The following is a 24,573-nucleotide window of genomic DNA, read 5'->3' on the forward strand; positions in this document are numbered from 1 at the left end:
GGCAACAATATGATTATCACGACAGGGCAGGAGTTGAAACAGCGACATGAATGGCGATCTAGAGACGATTTACATGGAACTCCTTCAAATGAGAGAAGAACTGCAATCGAAACTGTTTGAATATGCATCATTGCGTTCACCCGCTGAACATGTCACTTTCGATCAAGCAAAAACGACCACGCTTCTTTATCACATCAAAGAAGAACTGCAAGATGTTTCGCTCGCGATTGCAAAAATTGAACAAGGAACTTATGGCATATGCGAGGCGACAGGGCATACAATGCCCATTGAACAAATGAGTATTCTTCCGACAGCTCGTACGACTGACGACTTTTTATATCATAAGCAATACGAGAAAAAAGCATTCACCCCTTATCCTTATGAATCAAACGATTCTCATTTTGAAGCCTTCCACATGTAGGGAGGTTTTTGTCTGTCAACTAAAGTTTCTTTACTCCATCCTGTTTTCTTGATAAAATGCATAAAGACCAAAGTATGAAGATGGAGGAACGTGTGTGTTCTATTACATAATCGCATTCGTGATAATTTGTTTAGATCAATTAACAAAATGGCTCATTGTCAAACATATGATGCTCGGTGATTCTATTCCTGTGATTGATGGCTTCTTTTACATCACATCCCACCGAAATTCAGGAGCCGCATGGGGGATTCTCCAAGGACAAATGTGGTTTTTCTATGTGATCACACTCGTTGTTATTGCAGGAATTGTTTATTATTTGCAAAAACATGGACAAAAGGACAAGCTACTTGGCGTAGCGCTTGCCTTAATGCTTGGCGGAGCGATTGGAAACTTTATTGACCGTATTTTCCGTCAAGAAGTGGTTGATTTTGCTCATTTCGTATTTGGGGATTATCATTATCCAATCTTTAATATCGCAGATTCCTCTCTATGTGTGGGGGTCATTCTGCTCTTTATTCAAATGCTGTTAGATGGAAAGAAAAATAAGGAGTCAACTACATGAATCAAGTAAACATTGCCGTTTCAGAAGAACAAACGAGTGAACGGCTTGATAAATTTTTAAGCACAACTGAACCAGAATGGTCAAGAACCCAAGTCCAGCAGTGGGTGAAAGATGGGCTCATCGAAGTAAATGGAAAACAAGTGAAGGCCAACTATAAAGTACAAGCTGGAGATCAAATCAAAGTAGAGATTCCAGATCCAGAAGCACTAGATGTAGAAGCGGAATCAATGGATCTTGATATTTATTATGAGGATGAAGATGTACTAGTGGTCAATAAACCAAGAGGAATGGTCGTTCATCCAGCACCAGGACATGTGACAGGTACTCTTGTCAATGGCCTCATGGCTCATTGCAATGATTTGTCAGGCATTAATGGTGTGATGAGACCAGGAATTGTCCACCGGATTGATAAAGATACGTCGGGGCTTTTAATGGTCGCAAAAAATGATATGGCGCATGAATCACTCGTCAATCAGTTGGTGGCGAAAACGGTCACTAGAAAATACACAGCCGTTGTTCATGGTATCATTCAGCATGATACTGGAACGATTGATGCACCAATTGGTCGAGACAAAAAAGATCGCCAAAGCATGACGGTCACAAAAGAAAATGCAAAGCAGGCAGTCACTCATTTTGATGTGATGGAGCGCTTTAAAGACTTTACCGTTGTAGAATGCCGCCTTGAAACAGGAAGAACCCACCAAATTCGTGTTCATATGAAATACATTGGTTATCCGCTTGCCGGAGATCCAAAATATGGCCCGAGAAAAACCGTTGATTTCAATGGACAACTGCTGCATGCAGGCGTGTTAGGATTTGATCACCCTAGAACAGGAGAATATATGGAGTTTACAGCTCCAATTCCAGCTGATATGCAAGCTTTTATCGATTCATTAAGAAATAACAATTGACAGGCCGTTCTTTTTTTGAAATAATAAACGAAGAAATTGAGATTCTTTAAAACAGTCCAGAGAGGCTGAGAAGGATAACGGATCAATTTGTGCACGAGTATGCACAAATGAGCGCCCCTCTCTGCCCTTTGCAGAAGGGGCTTTTTATTTGCCAAAAAGAGGTGTAAAAGATGGAACAAAAAGCAGTTATTCTTGATGAACAAGCGATAAGACGAGCGCTTACCCGTATTGCACATGAAATGATTGAGCGCAACAAAGGGATGAAGGATGTCATCCTGGCCGGGATCAAGACAAGAGGTATTCATCTTGCAAAGCGCCTTGCAGAGCGCATCGAGCAAATTGAAGGAAACCCCGTGACTGTGGGTGAACTGGATATTACGCTATACCGTGATGACCTGACAAAAAAGACAGAGAATCAAGACCCGCTTGTCAAGGGTGCAGACATTCCAGCTGACATTAATGACAAAACACTCATTGTCGTGGATGATGTGCTGTTCACAGGCAGAACGGTGAGAGCAGCTATGGATGCGCTTGTGGATGTAGGAAGACCATCTTCCATTCAGCTGGCTGTTCTAGTCGACCGGGGACACCGGGAGCTGCCGATTCGAGCGGATTATATCGGAAAAAACATCCCGACATCAAAAGCAGAGACAGTCATGGTTCAGCTCAATGAAGTAGATCAAAACGACCTTGTCGCTATATATGAAAAATAACCTTTTTAAATGCATTCCAGAGAGTTTGCAAAGAGGGCAATAACAGAGACACCGAGCACACGACTAAAGTGACGTGTACGGTTTTTCTAGGCCTCTTTGCGCATACTCGCAAAGAGGCTTTTTTAATGAAAAAGGACACATCTAGGAGGAAAATCATGAGTCAGCAAAAAGCCAATTTAGGCATTCGAGATATCCCAAAACCGTTCACATGGCTGTCACTCAGCCTGCAGCACTTGTTTGCCATGTTTGGTGCAACCATTCTTGTACCAAAGATCATTGATATGAGCCCAGCCGTTGCGCTCATATCAAGCGGGGTTGGAACCATTGTGTACTTAATCATCACAAGAGGACAGATTCCGGCGTATCTTGGATCGTCCTTTGCCTTTATCGCCCCTATCTTGAATGTAAAAGCCACCGGCGGCCCTGGAGCCGCAATGGTAGGTGCCTTTATGGCGGGTGTGGCATATGCACTCATCGCATTATTTATCAAATGGCTCGGCACAGGCTGGCTAATGAAGCTTCTGCCGCCTGTCGTTGTAGGACCCGTTATTATGGTCATCGGACTCGGACTCGCTGGAACAGCTGTTAACATGGCGATGTACGTGGATCCAAATGCAAAGGAGCTTGTTTACAGCCTGAAGCACTTAATGGTTGCAGGCTTCACGCTCGCTGTCACCATTATTAGTATGATCTTCCTAAGAGGATTCCTTAGCTTGATTCCAGTCTTAATCGGCATTATCAGCGGCTACCTTTTTGCTTTAACACAAGGCATTGTGAACTTCCAGCCGGTTATTGACGCAAAATGGTTTGCTGTACCAGACTTTGTTGTGCCATTTGTCGACTATACACCTGCTGTGACCTTAAGCATTCTCACAGTGATGGTGCCGGTTGCCTTTGTGACCATGTCTGAGCACATCGGCCATCAAGTCGTGTTAAGCAAAGTTGTTGGACAAGATTTTATTAAAAAGCCAGGTCTTCATCGCTCCATTTTAGGAGACAGTGCGGCGACAATCTTCGCTTCACTCATCGGCGGACCTCCAACAACGACTTATGGAGAGAACATTGGCGTCCTTGCGATCACAAGAGTGTTCAGTATCTTCGTTATCGGCGGAGCAGCGGTGTTTGCGATCTGCTTCGGCTTTGTTGGGAAAATTTCAGCATTAATCAGTACAGTACCGTCCGCGGTTATGGGGGGCGTTTCGTTCCTGCTCTTTGGAATCATAGCCTCAAGCGGACTGCGAATCCTGATTGATCATAAAGTGAACTTTGAAGAAAAGCGCAATCTCATTATCGCATCAGTCATCTTAGTCATTGGAATTGGCGGGGCATTCATTGAGGTGAAACAAATCAATCTGACGCTGTCAGGAATGGCACTCGCTGCCATTACTGGCGTCCTGTTAAACATGATTCTGCCGCATCAGAAGGCAGAAGATGATGAGTCAAATGAATCGAATACCGAAAACCTTTTAAAAGAAGTCCAGTGAGGCTGACAAGGGTTCTAAACGGAGCAGAACGTGCGAAAGCACCCCTGCTTCTTTTGGAGAACCCTAAGCTGCCGAGGCTTAGGGTTTTTTGAACCTGAAAGTGATGAAAAACTAGAGGGGGCAGAAAAAATGAATGATTTATCGACAATGAGCAGCTTGTCAAAGGAAGAAATTTTACAGCTGATTGAAGAAGCATGTGCATTGAAAAAAGGGAAACAGGAACATGATTTAGCAGGTGAATTTGTAGCGAACCTCTTCTTTGAACCAAGTACAAGAACGCGTTTTAGCTTTGAGGTGGCAGAGAAGAAACTTGGAATGAATGTGCTGAACCTAGACGCAGCAAGTACCTCTGTTCAAAAGGGAGAGACCCTTTACGATACAGTGAAAACACTTGAATCCATCGGAGTCAAGGCATGTGTCATCAGAGACAGTACAGACGAATATTACAAAGAGCTGATTGGGAAGGTCGGGATTCCAATCATTAATGCGGGAGATGGCTGCGGTCAGCATCCTACCCAATCATTGCTGGATTTGATGACGATTTATGAAGAGTTTGGCGGTTTTGAAGGCTTAACGATCTCGATTCATGGTGATATCAAACATAGCAGGGTGGCAAGGTCCAATGCTGAAGTCCTCGCAAGACTAGGAGCGACAGTGCTCTTTTCAGGACCAGCATCCTTCCAAGATGAACAAAACCCTCATGGAACGTATGTCGAAGTGGACGAAGCCATGAAGCGGTCTGACGTGGTGATGCTGCTGAGAATTCAGCATGAAAGACACTCAGAAAAGATGGGCAACGAGGGTTACTTATCGACTTATGGATTAACAGTAGACAGGGCAAGCAAAATGAAAGAAAGAGCAATTATTATGCATCCAGCACCAGTAAATAGAGGTGTTGAAATAGATGATTCATTAGTAGAGTCAAAACAGTCAAGGATTTTCAAACAAATGGAAAATGGTGTGTATATCCGAATGGCTGTGTTAAAAAGGGCTTTTCAAAATAGCAGACTACATCAAAAAGGGAGAGATTCTGTCTATGTCATATCTCATTAAAAACGGTTTTATCTTAACAAGCACAGGGGAAAGAGTGCAGCAGGATATTAGGGTAGAAGGAAAAGTGATTCAAGCAATGGGTCACTTAGAAAGAGAAGACGGAGAAGAAGTCATTGATGCAGCAGGGCTATTTGTATCACCAGGTTTGATTGATCTGCATGTGCATTTAAGAGAGCCAGGCGGCGAGAAAAAAGAAACCATTGAAACAGGTTCTAAGGCAGCAGCAAGAGGCGGGTATACGACCATTGCAGCGATGCCGAATACAAGACCAGTTCCAGATACAAAAGAACAAATGGAATGGCTGATGAATCGAATCAAAGAGACCTCCTCTGTAAGAGTACTGCCATACGCTTCCATCACGACGAGACAAATTGGCGAAGAGATGACAGACTTTGCAGCGTTAAAAGAAGCGGGCGCATTTGCCTTTACGGATGACGGTGTTGGTATTCAAACCGCAGGCATGATGTACGAAGCAATGAAAAAGGCAGCAAGCCTTGATCAAGCCATAGTGGCGCACTGTGAAGATAACTCACTCATTTATGGAGGATGCGTTCATGAAGGAGACTTTTCAAAAGCAAATGGGTTAAATGGGATACCGTCAATTTGTGAATCGGTGCATATTGCAAGAGATGTCCTCTTAGCAGAAGCAGCGAATTGTCATTATCATGTATGTCATATCAGTACAAAGGAATCCGTCCGAGTGGTACGCGATGCAAAAAAAGCAGGCATTCGTGTGACGGCTGAGGTCTCTCCACATCACCTTCTCTTATGTGATGCAGACATTCCAGGTCTTGACACAAACTATAAAATGAATCCGCCGCTCAGAGGAGCAGAAGATCGCGAGGCACTGATCGAGGGACTTTTAGATGGCACGATTGATTTTATTGCCACAGACCATGCACCGCATACAGAAGAAGAAAAGAACGAAACGATGCAGAGGGCACCATTTGGGATTGTCGGACTTGAAACAGCGTTCCCGCTTCTGTACACACGTTTTGTGAAAACAGGGGAATGGACATTAAAAGAACTAGTTGATTATATGACCATCAAACCAGCAGAAGCCTTTGCTCTTCCATACGGAAAGCTGGAAGAAGGTCAAATCGCTGATATCACACTGATTGATTTAAACAAAGAAATGGCAATTGACAAAAAAAGCTTCTTATCTAAAGGGCAAAATACACCGTTTGACAAATTGACTGTATCAGGATGGCCGGTCATGACACTTGCATCTGGGAAAGTCGTTTATGAAGAGGGGAGACTAGTAAAATGAAGAGACGCTTAGTGCTAGAAAACGGAACAGTATTCGAAGGAACAGGTTTTGGCAGCTTAGAACCGTCAGTCGGAGAAGTCGTCTTTAACACAGGGATGACAGGCTATCAAGAAATTTTGTCTGACCCGTCGTACTGCGGACAAATTGTCACACTCACTTACCCGCTGATCGGCAACTATGGCATTAACCGTGATGATTTTGAATCGATCACACCGTTTGTGAAAGGGCTGATCGTGAAAGAGCTTTGTGAAAAGCCTTCAAACTGGCGCTCTTCATACTCACTTGATGAGTATTTAAAAATGAAAAATATCCCGGGTCTTAGCGGCATTGATACACGCAAGCTCACGCGCATGATTCGAAGTGCAGGTACATTAAGAGGAGCTTTTGCAGGACCGGATGAACAAGTAGAAGACGTTGTGAGCCGCCTTCAAACAATGCAGCTACCAACAGATCAAGTAAGCCAAGTATCTGTGAAAAATGCGTATCCAAGTCCAGGAAGAGGCAAAAGAATTGTGCTTGTCGATTTCGGCATGAAGCATGGCATTTTGCGCGAACTCAATAAGCGAGATTGTGATGTCATTGTGGTGCCATACAATATCACGGCAGATGAAGTATTACAGTTAAAACCAGATGGCATCATGCTTTCAAACGGACCTGGGGATCCAGTCGATGTGCCAGAAGCGGTTGAAATGATTCAGCAGCTGATTGGAAAGGTACCACTCTTTGGTATCTGCCTAGGACACCAGTTATTCGCGCTTGCGTGCGGCGCAAGTACAGAAAAAATGAAATTTGGTCATAGAGGATCCAATCATCCAGTCAAAGAACTAGCAACTGGCAAGGTAACCTTGACGTCTCAAAACCATGGCTACACGGTTAGCGCCATTAATGAAGACGTGCTTGAAGTCACACATATTGCGCTAAATGATAATACGATTGAAGGATTAAAACATAAAGAAGCACCAGCATTCACTGTCCAGTATCACCCAGAAGCATCACCGGGTCCAGAAGATGCGAACTACTTATTTGACGAGTTCATGGACATGATTCATACAACTGAGAAAGAAGGGGAAGAAGTATGCCAAAACGCGTAGATATCAAAAAGATTTTAGTGATCGGTTCAGGTCCAATCATCATCGGTCAGGCAGCGGAGTTTGACTATGCAGGCACACAGGCTTGCTTAGCGCTAAAAGAAGAGGGCTATGAAGTCGTTCTTGTGAACTCTAACCCTGCGACGATCATGACAGATACAGAAATGGCCGATAAGGTATACATCGAACCACTGACACCAGAATTTTTAACACGAATCATTCGAAAAGAACGTCCTGATGCGATTTTGCCGACACTTGGCGGACAAACTGGATTGAACCTTGCTGTTGAATTATCAGATCTTGGTGTACTCGCTGAATGCGGTGTTGAAGTACTAGGCACCAAGCTGTCAGCTATTCAAAAAGCAGAGGACAGAGATTTATTCCGTAATCTAATGAATGAATTAAATGAACCTGTACCAGAAAGTGAAATCATCCATAACCTTGAAGAAGCGATGGCATTCACAGATCAAATCGGTTTCCCGGTCATTGTTAGACCAGCCTATACACTAGGCGGAACAGGCGGCGGAATTTGTACAAATGAGCAAGAATTAAAAGAAATCGTCGAGAATGGACTGAAGTTAAGTCCGGTGACACAATGTTTGCTTGAAAAAAGTATCGCAGGCTTTAAAGAAATTGAATATGAGGTCATGCGTGACAGCGGAGATCATGCCATTGTGGTTTGTAACATGGAAAACTTTGATCCTGTCGGCATCCACACAGGTGACAGTATCGTTGTGGCACCAAGTCAAACGCTAAGTGATCGTGAATATCAGCTGCTTCGTAATGTGTCACTCAAGCTGATCCGTGCACTTGGCATTGAAGGCGGATGTAACGTACAGCTGGCGATTGATCCAGACAGCTTCCAATACTATATTATCGAAGTAAACCCGCGCGTGAGCCGTTCTTCTGCTCTTGCGTCTAAAGCAACTGGATATCCAATTGCAAAACTTGCAGCGAAAATCGCAGTCGGCCTAACACTTGATGAAATGATGAACCCAGTCACAGGTAAAACATATGCAGCGTTCGAGCCAGCACTTGACTATATTGTTTCAAAAATCCCGCGCTGGCCGTTCGATAAATTTGAATCTGCCAACAGACGACTTGGAACACAAATGAAAGCAACAGGTGAAGTCATGGCGATTGGCCGCACATTAGAAGAGTCTCTTTTAAAGGCTGTTCGTTCACTTGAAGCGGATGTGCATCACATTGAATTAAAAGACGAAGCGGACATTACAAACGAAGTGCTTGAAAAGCGGATTATCAAAGCAGGAGATGAGCGTCTGTTTTATATCGCTGAGGCGCTAAGAAGAGGCTATACTGTCGAACAGATTCATGAATTCTCGAAAATTGATTATTTCTTCCTTCATAAACTGGAAGGCATCATCGCATTTGAAAAGACACTAAAAGAAAACAAAGGCAATGTAGACGTTTTAAAAGAAGCGAAAGAAAAAGGTTTCTCAGATATTTATATTAGCCGCGAATGGAATATGAATGAGGCAGATGTCTATAACCTAAGAACAGAAGCAGGCATCGTTCCTGTGTATAAGATGGTGGACACATGTGCGGCAGAATTTGAATCAGAAACACCGTATTTCTACAGCACATATGAAGATGAAAATGAATCCGAACGAACAGATAAGAAAAGTGTCATCGTGCTAGGCTCAGGTCCAATCAGAATCGGACAAGGGGTTGAATTCGATTATGCGACCGTTCATTCAGTGTGGGCAATCAAACAAGCAGGCTATGAAGCCATTATTATTAACAACAACCCTGAAACTGTCTCAACAGATTTTAGTATTTCAGATAAGCTCTACTTTGAACCACTCACTGTAGAAGATGTGATGCACATCATCGACCTTGAACAACCAGAAGGTGTCGTTGTTCAGTTTGGCGGACAAACAGCGATTAACTTAGCAGATGAATTATCAAATAGAGGGGTTAAGATTCTTGGAACTTCGCTTGAAGACCTTGACCGTGCGGAAAACCGTGACAAGTTTGAACAAACATTAGAAACACTCGGCGTGCCGCAGCCAAATGGTAAGACAGCGACGTCTGTACCAGAGGCAGTAGCGATTGCGAATCAAATCGGTTACCCCGTGCTTGTCCGTCCTTCCTATGTATTAGGCGGCCGTGCAATGGAAATTGTGTATCAAGAAGCTGAGCTCCTTCACTACATGGAGAATGCGGTGAAAGTCAATCCGCAGCATCCAGTGCTTATTGACAAGTATTTGACAGGAAAAGAAATTGAAGTAGATGCTGTGTCTGACGGAGAAACGGTTGTCATACCAGGCATTATGGAACACATTGAAAGAGCCGGCGTTCACTCTGGAGACTCCATTGCGGTCTACCCGCCGCAAACTTTGTCTGAGGACATCAAAGCGAAAATCGCAGAATACACGATTAAACTCGCAAAAGGGCTTAACATCATTGGGCTTTTGAACATTCAATTTGTGCTATCAAAAGGAGAAGTGTACGTACTTGAAGTGAATCCGCGCTCAAGCCGGACTGTCCCATTCTTAAGTAAAATTACAGGCATTCCAATGGCGAACTTAGCTACAAAGGTTATTTTAGGAGAAAAACTGAAAAACTATGGCTACCAAGAAGGGCTTCATGTTGAGCAAGAAGGCGTATATGTCAAAGTCCCAGTCTTCTCTTTTGCAAAACTAAGAAGAGTAGATATTACACTAGGGCCTGAAATGAAATCAACAGGTGAAGTCATGGGGAAAGATGTCACAATCGAAAAAGCCCTCTACAAAGGGCTGATTGCATCAGGCATTCAAATTCCAAAAGACGGAACGGTTCTCCTGACAGTGGCTGATAAAGATAAAGAAGAAGGACTTGAGATTGCAAGAAGATTCCATTCCATCGGCTATCATATTTTAGCAACAGAAGGAACAGCGAATTACTTAAAACAAGCTTCCATTCCATCAAGTGTTGTCGGCAAAATAGGAGAAGAAGGAAAGAATCTGCTGGATGTCATTCGAAATGGTGAAGCCCAATTTGTCATCAACACCTTAACAAAAGGAAAACAGCCAGCAAGAGACGGCTTTAGAATTAGACGTGAATCTGTTGAAAATGGTGTCGCTTGCTTAACGTCACTAGATACAGCGGAAGCGATTTTAAGAGTGCTAGAGAGCATGACATTTAGAGCAGATGAAATGCCAGAAGTGAAAACGAATGCTGAGGTGACAGTAACGATATGAAAAAAGCATACTTGACGGTCGTCTCGAACCGAGAGATCGCTGATCATATTTACGAAATGACATTAAAGGGTGATCTTGTTGAATCCTTTCAAACAGCTGGACAGTTTCTTCATATAAAGGTCAGTGAATCCATGACACCGCTGCTGAGAAGGCCGATCAGTATTGCCAACATTCATGCCGAAAAGCAAGAAGCAACCATCATTTACCGCGCAGAGGGAGAGGGCACAAAGCTCCTTTCCCAAAAGCGGGCGGGAGAGTCAGTCGATGTGTTAGGTCCGCTTGGAAACGGCTATGACCCTTCAGTCGTTCAGGCCGGACAGACCGCATTATTAGTCGGTGGAGGAATCGGTGTGCCTCCGCTATATGAACTGTCTAAGCGGTTAACGAAAAAAGGCGTCATCGTAAAGCATGTTCTCGGTTTTCAATCGAAAAAGGATGTATTTTATGAGGAGAAGTTTCAAGCACTCGGAGATACGCTTATCGCAACCGTTGATGGGACATATGGTTCGAAAGGTTTCGTGACAAATGTCATTGAAGAGAATGAGCTGGACTTTGATGTCTTGCTTTCCTGTGGACCGACACCTATGTTAAAAGCACTAAAAGACTCTTATCCCGATAAGCCTGTCTATATTTCAATGGAAGAACGAATGGGCTGCGGAATCGGTGCATGCTTTGCTTGTGTCTGTCATACCGATCAGCACGAGAAACCGTACGTTAAAGTTTGTCTGGATGGACCTGTTTTTAAAGCGGAGGAGGTGGCGCTATCATGCTAAACATCGAATTACCCGGCTTATCTTTAAAAAATCCAATCATTCCTGCATCAGGCTGTTTTGGATTTGGAAAAGAATTCGCATCATTATATGACCTTTCCTTGCTGGGCGGCATCATGATTAAAGCCACGACCCTTGAACCGAGATTTGGCAACCCGACACCGAGGGTAGCTGAGACAGGAGCCGGTATGCTGAATGCGATTGGTCTCCAAAATCCAGGTCTAAAAGGCGTGCTTGAACATGAATTACCTTGGCTTGAGCAGTTCGATACCCCTATTATTGCCAATGTTGCTGGATCACAAGTTGATGATTATGTTGAAGTAGCAAAGCAAATTAGTCAAGCAAGCAATGTTCACGCCCTTGAACTGAATATCTCGTGTCCGAATGTGAAAACAGGCGGAATTGCCTTTGGGACCGATCCAGAAATGGCGGCTACATTGACAAAAGCCGTGAAGGAAGTTTCCTCCGTTCCTGTTTATGTGAAACTGTCACCTAATGTAGCCAATATCGTTGAGATTGCTAAAGCGATTGAATCGGCTGGAGCGGATGGACTCACCATGATCAATACCTTGATTGGGATGCGTTTAGATTTAAAAACAGGCAAACCCATTCTTGCCAATAAAACAGGTGGATTATCAGGTCCTGCTGTAAAACCTGTTGCCATTCGAATGGTGCATGAGGTCAGTCAGGCCGTTTCTATTCCGATTATTGGGATGGGCGGGGTGCAAAGCGCTGAAGATGTACTTGAATTTTTACTAGCTGGCGCAAGTGCGGTAGCTGTTGGGACAGCCAATTTTGTGAACCCATTTATTTGCCCGGAAATCATTGATGAACTACCGAATGTGTTAGCGGCTTATGGGTATTCATCTGTAGAGGAATGCATCGGAAGGAGCTGGAAACATGAAGCACTTGCCCATCATCGCGCTTGATTTTCCATCAGGACAGGAGGCGCACGCCTTTATAGATCGTTTTGAAGGCACTCCATTATTCGTAAAGGTCGGCATGGAGCTGTTTTACCAAGAAGGTCCTGCCATTATTGATGCACTGAAAGAAAAAAATTGCCGTATTTTCCTTGATCTGAAGCTTCATGACATTCCAACAACTGTGCAAAAAGCGATGAACAGACTTGCTGCACTTGGTGTTGATTTGGTGAATGTGCATGCAGCCGGCGGGAAAAGAATGATGCAGGCGGCCGTAGAGGGGCTTGAAAGCGGAACCCCTGCCGGGCAAAATCGCCCAAGCATTATTGCAGTGACCCAGCTGACAAGCACGTCAGAAGATATGATGAAAAAAGAATTACTAATTGACCGCCCATTGCAAGAGGCTGTGCTTCATTATGGACAATTGGCATATGAAAGTGGACTTGATGGTGTGGTGTGCTCTGTTCATGAATCAAAACAGCTTCATGAACAAATCTCTCCTTCCTTTCTCACTGTGACGCCAGGAATTCGCTTACCAAATGATCAAACGGATGACCAAAAGCGTGTGGCGACACCTGCCTTTGCCAAAGAGCAGGGCGTTTCACAGATTGTTGTGGGAAGATCGATCACAAAAGCCACAAACCCAGTGGAAGCTTATCAACAAATTTTGAAAGAGTGGGAGTGACTGCCGGATGAAAACGAAAATCGCGAAGCATTTATTACAAATCAAAGCTGTCTCTTTAAAACCAGACGAACCATTTACATGGGCGAGCGGTATCAAATCACCGATTTACTGTGACAATCGCCTCACCTTGTCTTATCCTGAGGTCAGAGGGGACATTGCGGAAGGTTTAAAAGACTTGATTCTCACTCATTTTGAAGGAGCGGAAGTTGTCGCAGGTACAGCTACAGCTGGCATTCCTCATGCGGCATTAGCAGCTGATCGTCTGAATGTACCGATGTGTTATGTAAGAAGTAAACCAAAAGCACACGGAAAAGGAAATCAAATTGAAGGAGCCGTATCACCTGGACAAAAGGTGGTTGTCGTAGAAGACCTCATCTCAACTGGAGGCAGCGTTCTTGAAGTTGTGGCTGCGCTAGAAGAAGAAGGCTGTGACGTACTCGGAGTTGTTGCGATCTTTACTTATGGACTGCCAAAAGCAGCTGCGGCTTTTCAAGAGAAAAACATTCCCTATGTCACGCTGACAGACTATGACACACTGACAGAAGTGGCACTTGAGCTAAAAGCAATCGAGCCTTCTGCTATGAATAAACTAAAACGCTGGAGACAGGATCCTTCGTCTGAATCTTGGATGGAAGAAACGGTCTAAAAAGCTTGTCTTGTTTTAAAAAAGCTGTGCTGCACTGCACAGCTTTTTATTTGGTTAAAAATAGTAAAATAGACTCAAATTTAAATAAAAACTAATCCTATCAATAAAGTCGGGTTGACTTTTGTTTGAATTGTGTTAATATTTAATACAAATTAAAACTCTTATCCAGAGAGGTGGAGGGACTGGCCCGATGAAGCCCGGCAACCTGCGATTTGCAAGGTGCTACTTCCTGCAAAATGATTCTATTTTGAAAGATAAGGAAATCGTGAGCTTCCTCATCTTTCTTTCGGACTGAAAGAAAGTTTTTTTATTTTAACGGTGAGGAGGAAGAGGAGATGGAACTGAAACAAAACCAGGATGAGGACTTAGTGAAGCATATGCAAGAGCTGATTGGGGATATGAAATTCGGTTCAATTACGTTGATCGTTCAGGACGGTCAAGTGATTCAAGTGGAAAAAAATGAAAAAATCAGATTAAAGTAGTGCGGAGAATAGCAATAGAAGCAGTACTCCGGAAGGGGAGAAACAATGTTAACTTATGAAAATTGGCAAGAGCCGTCCATTACATTTCAAGAGGACGATTTGTATAAAGGAGCCCTATCTGTGCTGAAATGGGCGTACGGCCACTATGGTGATCAGCTCGTTTATGCATGCAGTTTTGGCATTGAAGGCATTGTCCTGATCGATCTTATTGTGAAAGTAAAAAAAGATGCAAGAATTGTCTTTTTAGATACAGGTCTGCATTTCAAGGAAACATACGACACCATTGATGCAGTTAAGGAAAGATATCCTGGGTTAGACATCGTGCTGAAAACACCTGAGCTGACGGTGGAAGAGCAGAATGAGCAGCATGGTGATAAATTATGGGAAACGAATCCTCAAAGCTGCTGTCATATGAGAAAGGTCATTCCATTGCAAGAGGCACTATCTGGCTATCCGGCATGGCTGTCTGGTTTAAGAAGAGAGCAGTCGCCTAAACGAGCAGGTACGAACTTCTTAAATAAGGATGAAAAATTCCAATCAGTCAAAGTATGTCCGCTCATCCACTGGACGTGGAAGGACATATGGAGATATGCGTCTAGAGAGGATCTTACTTATAATCCGCTGCATGACCAAGGGTATCCAAGCATCGGGTGTGCACCTTGTACACAGCCGGCATTTACTGCTGATGATTTGCGTTCTGGAAGATGGTCAGGGACAGCAAAGACTGAGTGCGGATTACATGAGTAAGGGAGCATAATGTATGGAAATCGCCGCAATTTTATTTAGCTTATTCTTTGCTTTAAATATTGGCGCAAGCGGAGCAGCCGCTTCGATGGGCATCGCATATGGTTCAGGTGCGATCAAAAAGCCAATATACGCGCTCAGCGTTTGTGCAGTTGGAATATTAGCAGGTTCAGTGATTGGCGGCGGTGAGGTCGTCAAAACGATCAGCTCCGGGATTATGCCTGAATCTGTCATCACACTTGAAATTGTGTGTATCATCATTGGCTCGGCCGCATTATCACTTTTCATAGCGAATCTCTTGGCCATTCCTTTATCCACAAGTGAGGTCACAGTAGGAGCTGTGGTCGGTGTGGCAGCCGCATATAAAGTGCTGTATGTGAAATCGATCTTAGTCATTGTCTCTTTTTGGGTGATTATTCCGATTGTTGCCTTTGTTTTTACCTTTGCTGTTGTCAAAATCATCAGATTGTTCCCTAAACGGACGTTATCCAAAAAAGGTACATTGATCTTATCTGTTGTTTTGATTATTAGTGGGTTTTTAGAAGCATTTTCAGCCGGCATGAACAATGTCGCCAATGCGGTCGGCCCGCTTGTCGCATCAGGTGTTTTATCAGTCGGGCAAGGAACCCTTTACGGCGGAATCTTTGTGGCCATTGGGGCACTGCTTCTAGGAAGAAGGGTACTAGAAACAAACGGAAAGAAAATTACACGCTATCAAACGGGTGAAGGCATTCTATTATCGAGCACCGGTGCAGGACTTGTCATCGTCAGCTCTATATTCGGACTCCCTGTTCCCCTTACTCAAATTACCTCCTCGTCCATTATTGGGCTTGGTATGGCAAAGGGTGGACCGAACATTTTTCATAAACATGTTGTGAAAAAAATGCTGAAGGTATGGGTTGTGTCACCTTTCTTATCACTTAGTCTATCTTATTTGTTGGTAAGCCTTTTCTTAAAAGGAGACTATTACTCTATCTTTATCATGATGAGTGTACTGCTTGCTTCACTAGGTGCACTGAGTCTTATGAAGGCAGTTAAAAATGAGAGCAGCTCGATTCATGAACAGGGCGGCGGGATTTAAATATAAATCCGACTATTAACATCTAATAAATATGAACATTGAGAGGAAGATGAACAAATGAGTTTAACACCACATGGTGGCGTATTAATTAATCGAGTAAATGAAGAATTTGATCTAAGCACAGCTGCGAAAGAAATTGAGCTGGATGCCATCTCTTTTGCAGACCTTGAACTCATCGCAATTGGCGGGTATAGTCCAATTGAAGGGTTTTTAACGAAAGCTGATTATGAAGCAGTTGTCAGCAGTATGCGACTAGCAAGTGGTGTCGTTTGGTCTCTTCCGATTACTTTGCCTGTCACAAAGGAAAAAGCAGCGGAGATCAATCAAGGTGACATTGTTCGTCTATCGTATAATGGAACAGTATACGGGGTCATTGAGGTGGAAGATCAATACACACCTGATAAGGAAAAAGAAGCAGTGAATGTGTATAAAACAGATGACCGCAATCACCCAGGCGTGAAAAAATTATTTGAACGCGGTGATACGTATATTGGTGGTAAAATTACACTGACGAAACGCAGTGAAAAACCTTTCCCGCAATTTACGTATGAGCCAGAAGAAACAAGAAAACATTTTAAAGAAAACGGCTGGAAAACCATTGTTGGTTTCCAAACGAGAAACCCAGTCCATCGTGCGCATGAATACATTCAAAAGACAGCACTGGAAACAGTGGATGGTCTATTTCTAAATCCACTTGTTGGTGAAACAAAATCTGATGATATTCCAGCAGATGTAAGAATGAAAAGCTATCAAGTGTTACTGAACGGTTATTACCCGAAAGACCGCGTCTTTTTAGGTGTTTTTCCTGCTGCCATGCGTTATGCTGGACCAAAAGAAGCCATTTTTCATGCGCTTGTGCGTAAAAATTATGGCTGTACACATTTTATTGTCGGCAGAGATCATGCGGGTGTTGGTGATTATTACGGCACATACGAAGCGCAGGAGCTATTTGAACAATTTACAAGCGAAGAAATTGGGATCACACCATTAAAATTTGAGCACAGCTTTTACTGCAATACATGTGAAGCCATGGCAACACCAAAAACATGCCCACATGATAAAAGCGAACATGTCATTCTCTCAGGTACAAAGGTCAGAACGATGCTGAGAAATGGTGAATTACCACCGAGCACGTTCAGCCGAAAAGAAGTCATTGAAACATTAATCGAAGGATTAAAAACGACGGTATCTTAAAGGAGGGTATGACATGAGCAACGAACATATCGTGTGGCATGATTCATCTATTACTAAAAAAGAATATCAACAGAAAAACAACCATACAAGCGGGATCATTTGGCTGACAGGTCTAAGCGGTTCAGGTAAATCGACGATCGCCAACGCAGCGGCTCGAGAGCTGTTTGAACAGGGGTACCAAGTGACAGTTCTTGATGGCGATAACGTACGCCATGGACTCAATAAAGACTTAGGCTTTTCAGATGACGACAGAAAAGAGAACATTCGTCGCATCGGTGAAGTGGCGAAATTATTTGTTGAGCAAGGAACGATTGTCATTACTGCTTTTATTTCACCATTTCAAGAAGACCGCCAAATCGTAAGACAGTTAGTCGAAGACGGAGAATTTCACGAAGTGTTTGTGAAATGTGATCTGAACGTGTGTGAAGAGCGTGATCCAAAGGGATTATATAAAAAAGCAAGAAACGGCGAAATTCCATTTTTCACGGGAATCGATTCACCATACGAAGAGCCAGCTGCGCCTGAGCTCGTCCTAGATACAGGTGAATTATCACGCGAGGAGTCAAAACAGCGCCTTGTTGATTATGTAAAGGATAAAACGAAATAATCGCCTGATGGCAGGGGGAGAAAGCAAGATGGGGAAAGTATACATTGTTGGTGCCGGACCGGGTGACCCAGACTTAATTACGCTAAAGGCCCATAAGGCAATACAGCAGGCAGATGTCATTTTATATGATCGTCTTGTCAATCAAGAGATTCTTGCCCATGCCAAACCGGAGGCGGAGTTGATCTATTGCGGCAAACTGCCGAATCATCATACGATGAGACAGGAAGCGATTAACGAAGCACTTGTTGCTCATGCGAAGGAAGGGAACATAGTCGTTCGTCTAAAAGGCGGTGATCCCTTTGTATTTGGCCGTGGCGGTGAAGAAATCGAATGCTTAGCTGAGCATGGTATTCCGTATGAAGTTGTCCCGGGGATTACTTCTGGCATTGCAGCGGCTGCTTATGCAGGCATTCCAGTCACGCACCGAGAATTCAGCTCAAATGTTGCGTTTGTGACAGGGCATTATCAAAAGGATGAACATTTTGAAGAAAAGTGGGAAGCGCTGGCGACGGGGATTGATACCCTTGTCATTTACATGGGCGTCAAAAACGTGGAAAGAGTCCAGCGGCTGCTTTTGAAAAATGGGCGGAATCCTGAAACCCCAGCTGCGTTTATTCACTGGGGAACGACCACAAGGCAAAAGACGACTTGCTGCACGGTGGCGACACTATCTGAAACGGTTGAAAAAGAAGGGATCGAGCACCCAAGTTTAATCGTGGTAGGAGATGTCGTTCACTTTCATCAAAAGTTGAACTGGTTTGAACCAGCACTGATTGAGAAATGAAAACAAAGGTGAAAAGACACGTGTAGACATCGTGTCTTTTCGTCTGAATAAAACTAAGGTCGCAAGGAGGAGTCAAATGAAACAAGCTGTCCTTTATGTTGGGCATGGAAGCAGGGTAAAAGAAGCACAGGATAAAGCCATTTCTTTTATGAAAAGCTGTATGCCGTTAGTGGAAGCAGATATCCAAGAAATTTGTTTTTTAGAGTTGACGGACCCTTCAATCGAAGAAGGGTTTGAGACTTGTGTACAAAAAGGAGCAACCCACATTGCGATCGTCCCGCTCCTCCTTTTAACTGCCATGCATGCCAAATCAGATATTCCAGATGAGATTGTGAAAGTACAAAAACGTTTCCCGCAAGTGAAGGTGACATATGGAAGACCTATAGGCGTGAACCAAGAAGTCACGAAAGCGGTTATCGCAAGGATTGAAGAAGCAGGATACAAGGGAGAGCACGCAAAAATTCTCTTAATTGGCCGCGGAAGCTCTGATCCAGATGTAAAGCGGGATGTGTTTGGCATTGCAGATGATGTCCGAAGCATGTTGCCTTGTGCAGAGGTTTTTCCGTGTTTTATTACAGCGTGTGAACCGAATTATCGTGACGTCTTAGCACAGTTAACAGTAGATGACGATACGTCTGTCTATCTCGTGCCTTATCTTTTATTTACCGGCATTTTAATGAAAGAGATTGAGAGTGAAGCGAATCAGGCGAGAGAGCGGCTGCGAGATGTCCGTGTCTGCCGATATATTGGGTTTCATCCCCATGTAAAAGCAGCTTATATTGAACGTGTGCAGGAAACCATCTTAAACAAAGAGGATGCGTTTCGTTTTCAAGGAGAAAGCCATGCTTCCAGTTCATCTTGATCTAACCAATAAACACGTGCTAATTGCCGGCGGTGGAAGGATTGCGGCTAGAAGGACGAGTGCGCTATGCATGGAGCCATGCAGCATAACCATTGTGAGCCCTGACATTTGTGCTGAAATGGCGAATCTCATTGAGACATATCAGCTGACTTGGAAGAAAAAGAAAGTGGATGCGGAAGATGTAAAGGATGCATTTTTAATTGTTGCTGCTACAGATGATCCTTCAGTAAACGAGTGGATGACGCAATCAGCGCTTCCACATCAGCTTGTCAACTGTGTGAGCCAGTCAGAGCTAGGCAATGTGATTGTGCCAAAGGTTGTAAGGGCAGGAAAAGTAACAATCTCCATATCTACGAGTGGTGCAAGCCCAGCCCGCACTAAACAGCTGGCTGCGGCCATTGAAACCTTGCTTGAACAAGAGGATGTAGATGCACTGGATGAGCTCTATATAGAAAGAAAAAAAAGACAAAGAAAAAGCCGATAAAATCTCATCTAAAGATTTAATCGGCTCTTTTTTATTTTCTCAGCTTTAGGACAACATCCTCATCAGGCGTCACAAATAATGTTTGCTGCTGATCATATGTGACAAAGCCCGGTTTTGCTCCGTTTGGTTTTTTCACATGCCGGATTTTCGTATAATCGACAGGGACGGAGCTTGATTCTTTTGCCTTCGAGAAGTAGGCAGCAATTTGTGCCGCTTCAAGCAAGGTTTGTTCATCAGGCGCTTTGTGACGAATGACAACATGTGATCCAGGAATATCCTTTGTGTGCAGCCAAATGTCATCACGAGCTGCCGCCTTTGTGGTCAAATATTCGTTTTGCTTGTTGTTTTTTCCAACGAGAATCGGAACACCTTGAGAAGATTCATATGCTTCAAGCTGAATGGCCGATGGTTTTTTCTTTTTGGCGTTGCGTTTTTGTTTGGGACGCAAATATTTTCCTTCCACCAGTTCTTCTCTTATTTCCTCTAAATCTTTTGGTGAGGCAGAGGACAGCTGCTGGATCAGCTCGTCAAAATAAACAATTTCTTCATGTGTTCGCTTGATTTGTTCATTTACGGCCTCTACTGCATTTTTTGCCTTTTGGTATTTTGTAAAATACGCTTGTGCATTTTCAGAAGGGGTTTTGTTTGTTTTGAGCGGGATCGTGATCTCTCCGCCTTCTTCATCATAATAATTGATGACAGTCGCTTCTTTATCCCCTTTTTTAATCGCATATATATTGGCAGTAAGCAATTCACCATAAAGCTGATACTTATGCGCATTTTGAGATTCTTCAAGCGTTCTTGTTAGTTTTTTTAGCTTGTTTTCATTTTTCTTTTTTTCATTCGCAACAAAACGTTCAAGATCAGCCGCCTGCTGTTTGACTCTATCTCTTTCAGCTTTTCCGAAATAAAAGCGGTCAAGTAGCTCACTAAGAGAATCAAACGTCTTCATGTCACCATCGACGTGATGAAGTTCTAATAAATAAAAATACTCTTTCCCGTCTTTTCTCGTGAGCTGAGGGGTAAAAGAATGCGCCTGAATGAGCTGAAACATCTCGAGCAATGTACTTGGAATCGTTTCCTGATTGGCAAGACCGGCCCTGTGGACAGCTTCCTTAGCAAACAGCGGAGAAACCCCAGAGAATGTATCGACAATTTGATTGGCGATTTTCCCTTCTTGAAAACGTAAATGCTTTAAAATATCTTCCTTCGTCACGTCAAAAGGATTCAGCTTTTGCTGTGCCGGCGGCAGAAGATATTGATGTCCGGGCAGCACCGTTCGATAGCTGTTCACAGATGGAGAAAGATGTTTCAGTCCGTCAATGATCTGCTCCGTTTCGTCCTCCACGAGAATTAAGTTGCTGTGCCGGCCCATAATTTCAATATATAGCTTACGGGTTTGTTCATCGCCAATTTCATTTCGGCTTCGCACGTGCAGCACGATCACCCGATCTAACCCAATTTGTTCAAAACGTTCAATAAACCCACCCTCAAGATGTTTTCTGAGGAGCATACAAAACATTGGCGGTTCGCTCGGATTATCATCATGGTGCTCAGTGAGCTGTACCCTTGCATAGCTCGGGTGAGCGGATAAAAGAAGTTTATGATTCTTCCCCTTTGACCGGATATGAAAAATCAGCTCATGCTTGTATGGCTGATGTATTTTCGAAATTCTTCCGCCAGTTAATGTTTCTTGCAATTCATTTGTCATACCGTATGTAAAAATGCCGTCAAATGACATGTTGGATACACCCTCTTCTTTCACACAAATCTACTGAAAGAACCTTACGTTTTCTCGTTCTTTAGGCAGTCTTATTATTATAGCATGATTTAGGACGAGTCTGAATAAACTGGCTTATAGAACACTGCATAAGAGAGAGAACAAAAGAGGAGTGGACGAGGTCAAATGAATTGGCATGAACTGAACCAAACCGATTTATTAAAAACAATGAATACATCGATAGGTGACGGACTGTCAGAAAAAGATGTGCAAAAGCGGCTTGAAAAGCATGGGCCAAATGAATTACAGGAAGGGAAAAAGGCGTCGGCGTTCGTTATTTTTTTAGCGCAATTTAAAGACTTTATGGTGTTAATCCTGCTTGCGGCAACGATTATTTCTGCTTTTTTAGGTGAATACATTGATGCTGTGGCGATTGTGGCGATTGTGCTGATAAATGGTGTGCTTGGCTTTTATCAGGAACGCCGTGCGGAAAAGTCCCTCCAAGCACTAAAGGAATTATCAACGCCGCATGTCTATGCAAGGAGAAACAATGAATGGGTCAAGATCCCGTCAAAGCACCTCGTGCCGGGAGATATTGTGAAGTTTTCAAGCGGGGACCGAATTGGGGCAGATATCAGATTACTAGAAACAAAGAGTTTGGAAATCGAAGAATCTGCCCTCACTGGAGAGTCCATCCCAGCGGTCAAACATGCGAGTCCGCTCTCGCGAGATCATGTCTCGCTTGGAGATTTGACGAATATGGCCTTTATGGGGACGCTTGTCACAAGAGGAAGCGGTGTAGGGGTTGTCATTGGTACAGGGATGAATACGGCGATGGGACAAATTGCCGGTATGCTGGATTCAGCAGGTAATATGGAAACACCGCTGCAAAGACGCCTTGAGCAGCTGGGGAAAATTTTAATTGTTGCTGCATTATTTTTAACTGTTCTTGTGGTTGTTCTTGGTGTGGTGCAAGGTCATGATTTGTATCATATGTTCTTAGCGGGTGTATCTCTCGCTGTTGCTGCGATTCCAGAAGGACTGCCGGCGATCGTCACTGTCGCACTTTCCCTAGGTGTGCAGCGGATGATTAAACAAAAATCCATTGTCAGAAAGCTGCCGGCTGTGGAAACACTCGGCTGCGCCTCGATTATTTGCTCAGATAAAACAGGCACAATGACACAAAATAAAATGACAGTGACACATGTATGGGCAGAGGGGAAAACGTGGAATATTTCTGGCACTGGGTACGAGCCGTCAGGTGATTTTACCTTAAACGGAGAACTTGTCCATGTAGACAAACATCCAAGCCTGCAAAAGGTGCTATTATACGGAGCACTTTGTAATACATCGACCATCGTTGAAAAAGACGGAGAGATGAGACTTGATGGTGATCCGACAGAAGGAGCACTTCTAACCGCTGCGCGTAAAGCGGGTTTTACAGAGCAATTCATCGAAGCGGGATTTCGTGTGGTGGAGGAATTCCCTTTTGACTCTGAAAGAAAAATGATGTCAGTCGTCGTGGAAACGAATCAGAAGGAGCGGTATGTCATTGCCAAAGGGGCGCCAGATGTGCTGATGAACCGTTCAAGTCATATGATGCACGGCGGACGCACCGCCTCATTTTCAAAGGCCCACCGGCAAGAAACAGAAGCTGCCATTCAAGGTTTAGCAAGACAAGCGCTTAGAACCATTGCGATTGCATATAAAAAAGTAAGCCTGACAGAAAAAATCACCTCTGTTCAGCAGGCAGAAACTGGCCTCACATTTATCGGTCTAGAGGGCATGATTGATCCACCTCGTCCTGAAGTGAGACGAGCGATTAAAGAATGCCGGGATGCTGGCATTAAAACAGTGATGATTACAGGCGATCACGTAGAAACGGCTAAAGCGATCGCTAAAGATTTAAGTCTCTTACCGAAGCAAGGAAAGGTGCTTGATGGAAAAGCTCTGGATCAGCTAAGCGACAAAGAGCTGGAGCAAACAGCAGAAGATGTGTACGTCTTTGCCCGTGTATCACCTGAGCATAAACTGAGAATTGTGAAGGCCTATCAAAAAAATGGCCATATTGTCGCGATGACAGGTGATGGGGTGAATGATGCGCCAGCGATTAAACAGGCGGATATCGGCATATCCATGGGGATTACCGGAACAGACGTTGCCAAAGAAGCTTCTTCTCTTATTTTGCTTGATGACAACTTTGCGACCATTAAATCCGCTATTAAAGAGGGCCGGAATATTTATGAAAACATTCGCAAATTTGTCCGCTATTTGCTGGCATCGAATGTGGGAGAGATTTTGGTCATGCTGTTTGCGATGCTTCTTGCGCTTCCATTGCCTCTCGTTCCAATTCAAATTTTGTGGGTAAACCTTGTCACAGACGGCTTGCCGGCTATGGCACTTGGAATGGATAAACCAGAAGGCGATGTCATGAAGAGAAAGCCGCGGAACATGAAAGAGGGGATTTTTGCAAGAGGGCTTGGCTGGAAGGTCATATCAAGAGGGTTTCTGATCGGGATTGCCACTTTGTTAGCCTTTATGTTTGTGTATCACCGTGATCCGAACAATCTTCAATATGCGCAGACGGTTGCATTCAGCACACTCGTTTTGGCGCAGCTCATTCATGTGTTTGACTGCCGCAGTGAACGGTCTATTTTTGAACGCAATCCATTTGGGAATATGTACTTGATCGGCGCCGTTGTGTCTTCCCTGCTGCTGATGCTTGTGGTCATTTATTATCCGCCGCTTCAGCCAATTTTCAAAACGGTGGCGGTCGCACCAGTCGATTGGCTTCTGATCATCGGTATGTCTGCATTGCCAACTTTTTTACTGGCGGGATCACTTTTGACAAGAAAAAAATAATTGGTTATGGTATAATTTTGAGGTAAT

23 protein-coding genes and 1 riboswitch are annotated in these 24,573 nt (G+C 43.8%); of the genes, 22 read left to right on the top strand and 1 reads right to left on the bottom strand.

Annotation, left to right across the window (positions count from 1 at the left end; all coding sequences use genetic code 11):
- Positions 1–46: 46 nt before the first annotated feature.
- From NST24_RS07635 to NST24_RS07735, 21 genes are all read left to right on the top strand, one after another.
- Positions 47–421: a hypothetical protein gene (locus tag NST24_RS07635; protein WP_008344944.1), complete on the top strand. Its 375-nt coding sequence runs from the start codon at positions 47–49 to the stop codon at positions 419–421.
- A gap of 94 nt (positions 422–515) precedes the next feature.
- Complete coding sequence (lspA, locus tag NST24_RS07640; protein ID WP_008344942.1) at positions 516–983, top strand: signal peptidase II; 468 nt, start codon at positions 516–518, stop codon at positions 981–983.
- Entirely contained in the window at positions 980–1,894 is a 915-nt protein-coding gene (locus NST24_RS07645) for an RluA family pseudouridine synthase (RefSeq protein ID WP_342462502.1), read from the top strand. The genes lspA and NST24_RS07645 overlap by 4 nt, the downstream gene beginning before the upstream one ends.
- Before the next feature lie 170 nt (positions 1,895–2,064).
- Positions 2,065–2,607 carry a bifunctional pyr operon transcriptional regulator/uracil phosphoribosyltransferase PyrR gene (pyrR, locus tag NST24_RS07650; protein WP_007499718.1) on the top strand — a complete coding sequence of 181 codons (543 nt, stop codon included), beginning with the start codon at positions 2,065–2,067 and terminating at the stop codon, positions 2,605–2,607.
- A gap of 155 nt (positions 2,608–2,762) precedes the next feature.
- Positions 2,763–4,091, top strand: coding sequence for a solute carrier family 23 protein (locus NST24_RS07655; RefSeq protein ID WP_024720322.1), 1,329 nt, complete (start codon positions 2,763–2,765; stop codon positions 4,089–4,091).
- Between the two features lie 129 nt (positions 4,092–4,220).
- The gene (locus NST24_RS07660) at positions 4,221–5,144 is read left to right on the top strand and encodes an aspartate carbamoyltransferase catalytic subunit (RefSeq protein ID WP_342462503.1); all 924 of its coding nucleotides are present in this window, start codon (positions 4,221–4,223) and stop codon (positions 5,142–5,144) included.
- Entirely contained in the window at positions 5,128–6,414 is a 1,287-nt protein-coding gene (locus NST24_RS07665) for a dihydroorotase (RefSeq protein WP_035392124.1), read from the top strand. Before NST24_RS07660 ends, NST24_RS07665 begins: the two co-directional genes overlap by 17 nt.
- Entirely contained in the window at positions 6,411–7,505 is a 1,095-nt protein-coding gene (locus tag NST24_RS07670) for a carbamoyl phosphate synthase small subunit (RefSeq protein WP_019743288.1), read from the top strand. The genes NST24_RS07665 and NST24_RS07670 overlap by 4 nt, the downstream gene beginning before the upstream one ends.
- Positions 7,490–10,705 carry a carbamoyl-phosphate synthase (glutamine-hydrolyzing) large subunit gene (gene carB / locus NST24_RS07675; protein ID WP_039166760.1) on the top strand — a complete coding sequence of 1,072 codons (3,216 nt, stop codon included), beginning with the start codon at positions 7,490–7,492 and terminating at the stop codon, positions 10,703–10,705. The genes NST24_RS07670 and carB overlap by 16 nt, the downstream gene beginning before the upstream one ends.
- Entirely contained in the window at positions 10,702–11,478 is a 777-nt protein-coding gene (locus tag NST24_RS07680; RefSeq protein WP_342462504.1) for a dihydroorotate dehydrogenase electron transfer subunit, read from the top strand. The genes carB and NST24_RS07680 overlap by 4 nt, the downstream gene beginning before the upstream one ends.
- The gene (locus NST24_RS07685) at positions 11,472–12,404 is read left to right on the top strand and encodes a dihydroorotate dehydrogenase (RefSeq protein WP_017359348.1); all 933 of its coding nucleotides are present in this window, start codon (positions 11,472–11,474) and stop codon (positions 12,402–12,404) included. Before NST24_RS07680 ends, NST24_RS07685 begins: the two co-directional genes overlap by 7 nt.
- The gene (pyrF, locus tag NST24_RS07690) at positions 12,376–13,080 is read left to right on the top strand and encodes an orotidine-5'-phosphate decarboxylase (protein ID WP_159145666.1); all 705 of its coding nucleotides are present in this window, start codon (positions 12,376–12,378) and stop codon (positions 13,078–13,080) included. The genes NST24_RS07685 and pyrF overlap by 29 nt, the downstream gene beginning before the upstream one ends.
- Positions 13,081–13,087: 7 nt before the next feature.
- Complete coding sequence (gene pyrE / locus NST24_RS07695; RefSeq protein WP_017359346.1) at positions 13,088–13,726, top strand: orotate phosphoribosyltransferase; 639 nt, start codon at positions 13,088–13,090, stop codon at positions 13,724–13,726.
- 158 nt (positions 13,727–13,884) lie between these two features.
- Positions 13,885–13,987, top strand: a riboswitch (SAM riboswitch).
- Positions 13,988–14,061: 74 nt separating this feature from the next.
- Complete coding sequence (locus tag NST24_RS07700) at positions 14,062–14,208, top strand: YezD family protein (RefSeq protein ID WP_008344920.1); 147 nt, start codon at positions 14,062–14,064, stop codon at positions 14,206–14,208.
- A gap of 45 nt (positions 14,209–14,253) precedes the next feature.
- The gene (locus NST24_RS07705) at positions 14,254–14,955 is read left to right on the top strand and encodes a phosphoadenylyl-sulfate reductase (protein ID WP_342462505.1); all 702 of its coding nucleotides are present in this window, start codon (positions 14,254–14,256) and stop codon (positions 14,953–14,955) included.
- Between the two features lie 13 nt (positions 14,956–14,968).
- Positions 14,969–16,033 carry an inorganic phosphate transporter gene (locus NST24_RS07710; RefSeq protein ID WP_008344915.1) on the top strand — a complete coding sequence of 355 codons (1,065 nt, stop codon included), beginning with the start codon at positions 14,969–14,971 and terminating at the stop codon, positions 16,031–16,033.
- A 57-nt stretch (positions 16,034–16,090) separates the two neighbouring features.
- On the top strand, positions 16,091–17,227 hold the full coding sequence (gene sat / locus NST24_RS07715; protein WP_008344912.1) for a sulfate adenylyltransferase: 1,137 nt from the start codon (positions 16,091–16,093) through the stop codon (positions 17,225–17,227).
- A gap of 13 nt (positions 17,228–17,240) precedes the next feature.
- Entirely contained in the window at positions 17,241–17,834 is a 594-nt protein-coding gene (gene cysC / locus NST24_RS07720) for an adenylyl-sulfate kinase (protein ID WP_008344911.1), read from the top strand.
- Between the two features lie 28 nt (positions 17,835–17,862).
- Entirely contained in the window at positions 17,863–18,618 is a 756-nt protein-coding gene (gene cobA, locus NST24_RS07725; protein WP_035700704.1) for a uroporphyrinogen-III C-methyltransferase, read from the top strand.
- A 76-nt stretch (positions 18,619–18,694) separates the two neighbouring features.
- A complete protein-coding gene (locus NST24_RS07730; RefSeq protein WP_342462506.1) occupies positions 18,695–19,480 on the top strand; it encodes a sirohydrochlorin chelatase in 786 nt (261 codons plus the stop codon).
- The gene (locus NST24_RS07735) at positions 19,461–19,964 is read left to right on the top strand and encodes an NAD(P)-dependent oxidoreductase (RefSeq protein WP_277519255.1); all 504 of its coding nucleotides are present in this window, start codon (positions 19,461–19,463) and stop codon (positions 19,962–19,964) included. Before NST24_RS07730 ends, NST24_RS07735 begins: the two co-directional genes overlap by 20 nt.
- Before the next feature lie 31 nt (positions 19,965–19,995).
- Here the strand turns inward: NST24_RS07735 and NST24_RS07740 are convergent, their stop codons facing one another.
- Positions 19,996–21,705, bottom strand: a complete 1,710-nt coding sequence (locus NST24_RS07740) for an NFACT RNA binding domain-containing protein (RefSeq protein WP_342462507.1) — start codon at positions 21,703–21,705, stop codon at positions 19,996–19,998.
- A 165-nt stretch (positions 21,706–21,870) separates the two neighbouring features.
- Between NST24_RS07740 and NST24_RS07745 the strand changes: the two genes are divergently transcribed.
- The gene (locus tag NST24_RS07745; RefSeq protein ID WP_007499684.1) at positions 21,871–24,546 is read left to right on the top strand and encodes a calcium-translocating P-type ATPase, SERCA-type; all 2,676 of its coding nucleotides are present in this window, start codon (positions 21,871–21,873) and stop codon (positions 24,544–24,546) included.
- The last annotated feature ends 27 nt before the right edge of the window (positions 24,547–24,573 follow it).

It is taken from the genome of Bacillus sp. FSL R5-0286, from assembly GCF_038593245.1.
GTDB classification, from domain to species: domain Bacteria; phylum Bacillota; class Bacilli; order Bacillales; family Bacillaceae; genus Bacillus; species Bacillus altitudinis.

What these genes read in the sequence shown, in the direction of transcription:
- NST24_RS07645 (WP_342462502.1), top strand. Translation starts at nt 980, where the DNA reads ATGAATCAAGTAAACATTGCCGTTTCAGAAGAACAAACGAGTGAACGG.
- NST24_RS07700 (WP_008344920.1), top strand. Translation starts at nt 14,062, where the DNA reads ATGGAACTGAAACAAAACCAGGATGAGGACTTAGTGAAGCATATGCAA.
- NST24_RS07745 (WP_007499684.1), top strand. Translation starts at nt 21,871, where the DNA reads ATGAATTGGCATGAACTGAACCAAACCGATTTATTAAAAACAATGAAT.
- pyrR (WP_007499718.1), top strand. Translation starts at nt 2,065, where the DNA reads ATGGAACAAAAAGCAGTTATTCTTGATGAACAAGCGATAAGACGAGCG.
- NST24_RS07670 (WP_019743288.1), top strand. Translation starts at nt 6,411, where the DNA reads ATGAAGAGACGCTTAGTGCTAGAAAACGGAACAGTATTCGAAGGAACA.
- NST24_RS07730 (WP_342462506.1), top strand. Translation starts at nt 18,695, where the DNA reads ATGAAACAAGCTGTCCTTTATGTTGGGCATGGAAGCAGGGTAAAAGAA.
- pyrF (WP_159145666.1), top strand. Translation starts at nt 12,376, where the DNA reads ATGAAGCACTTGCCCATCATCGCGCTTGATTTTCCATCAGGACAGGAG.
- NST24_RS07685 (WP_017359348.1), top strand. Translation starts at nt 11,472, where the DNA reads ATGCTAAACATCGAATTACCCGGCTTATCTTTAAAAAATCCAATCATT.
- carB (WP_039166760.1), top strand. Translation starts at nt 7,490, where the DNA reads ATGCCAAAACGCGTAGATATCAAAAAGATTTTAGTGATCGGTTCAGGT.
- NST24_RS07740 (WP_342462507.1), bottom strand. Translation starts at nt 21,705, where the DNA reads ATGTCATTTGACGGCATTTTTACATACGGTATGACAAATGAATTGCAA.
- pyrE (WP_017359346.1), top strand. Translation starts at nt 13,088, where the DNA reads ATGAAAACGAAAATCGCGAAGCATTTATTACAAATCAAAGCTGTCTCT.
- NST24_RS07680 (WP_342462504.1), top strand. Translation starts at nt 10,702, where the DNA reads ATGAAAAAAGCATACTTGACGGTCGTCTCGAACCGAGAGATCGCTGAT.
- NST24_RS07655 (WP_024720322.1), top strand. Translation starts at nt 2,763, where the DNA reads ATGAGTCAGCAAAAAGCCAATTTAGGCATTCGAGATATCCCAAAACCG.
- NST24_RS07705 (WP_342462505.1), top strand. Translation starts at nt 14,254, where the DNA reads ATGTTAACTTATGAAAATTGGCAAGAGCCGTCCATTACATTTCAAGAG.
- NST24_RS07710 (WP_008344915.1), top strand. Translation starts at nt 14,969, where the DNA reads ATGGAAATCGCCGCAATTTTATTTAGCTTATTCTTTGCTTTAAATATT.
- NST24_RS07660 (WP_342462503.1), top strand. Translation starts at nt 4,221, where the DNA reads ATGAATGATTTATCGACAATGAGCAGCTTGTCAAAGGAAGAAATTTTA.
- sat (WP_008344912.1), top strand. Translation starts at nt 16,091, where the DNA reads ATGAGTTTAACACCACATGGTGGCGTATTAATTAATCGAGTAAATGAA.
- NST24_RS07635 (WP_008344944.1), top strand. Translation starts at nt 47, where the DNA reads ATGAATGGCGATCTAGAGACGATTTACATGGAACTCCTTCAAATGAGA.
- NST24_RS07665 (WP_035392124.1), top strand. Translation starts at nt 5,128, where the DNA reads ATGTCATATCTCATTAAAAACGGTTTTATCTTAACAAGCACAGGGGAA.
- cobA (WP_035700704.1), top strand. Translation starts at nt 17,863, where the DNA reads ATGGGGAAAGTATACATTGTTGGTGCCGGACCGGGTGACCCAGACTTA.
- NST24_RS07735 (WP_277519255.1), top strand. Translation starts at nt 19,461, where the DNA reads ATGCTTCCAGTTCATCTTGATCTAACCAATAAACACGTGCTAATTGCC.
- cysC (WP_008344911.1), top strand. Translation starts at nt 17,241, where the DNA reads ATGAGCAACGAACATATCGTGTGGCATGATTCATCTATTACTAAAAAA.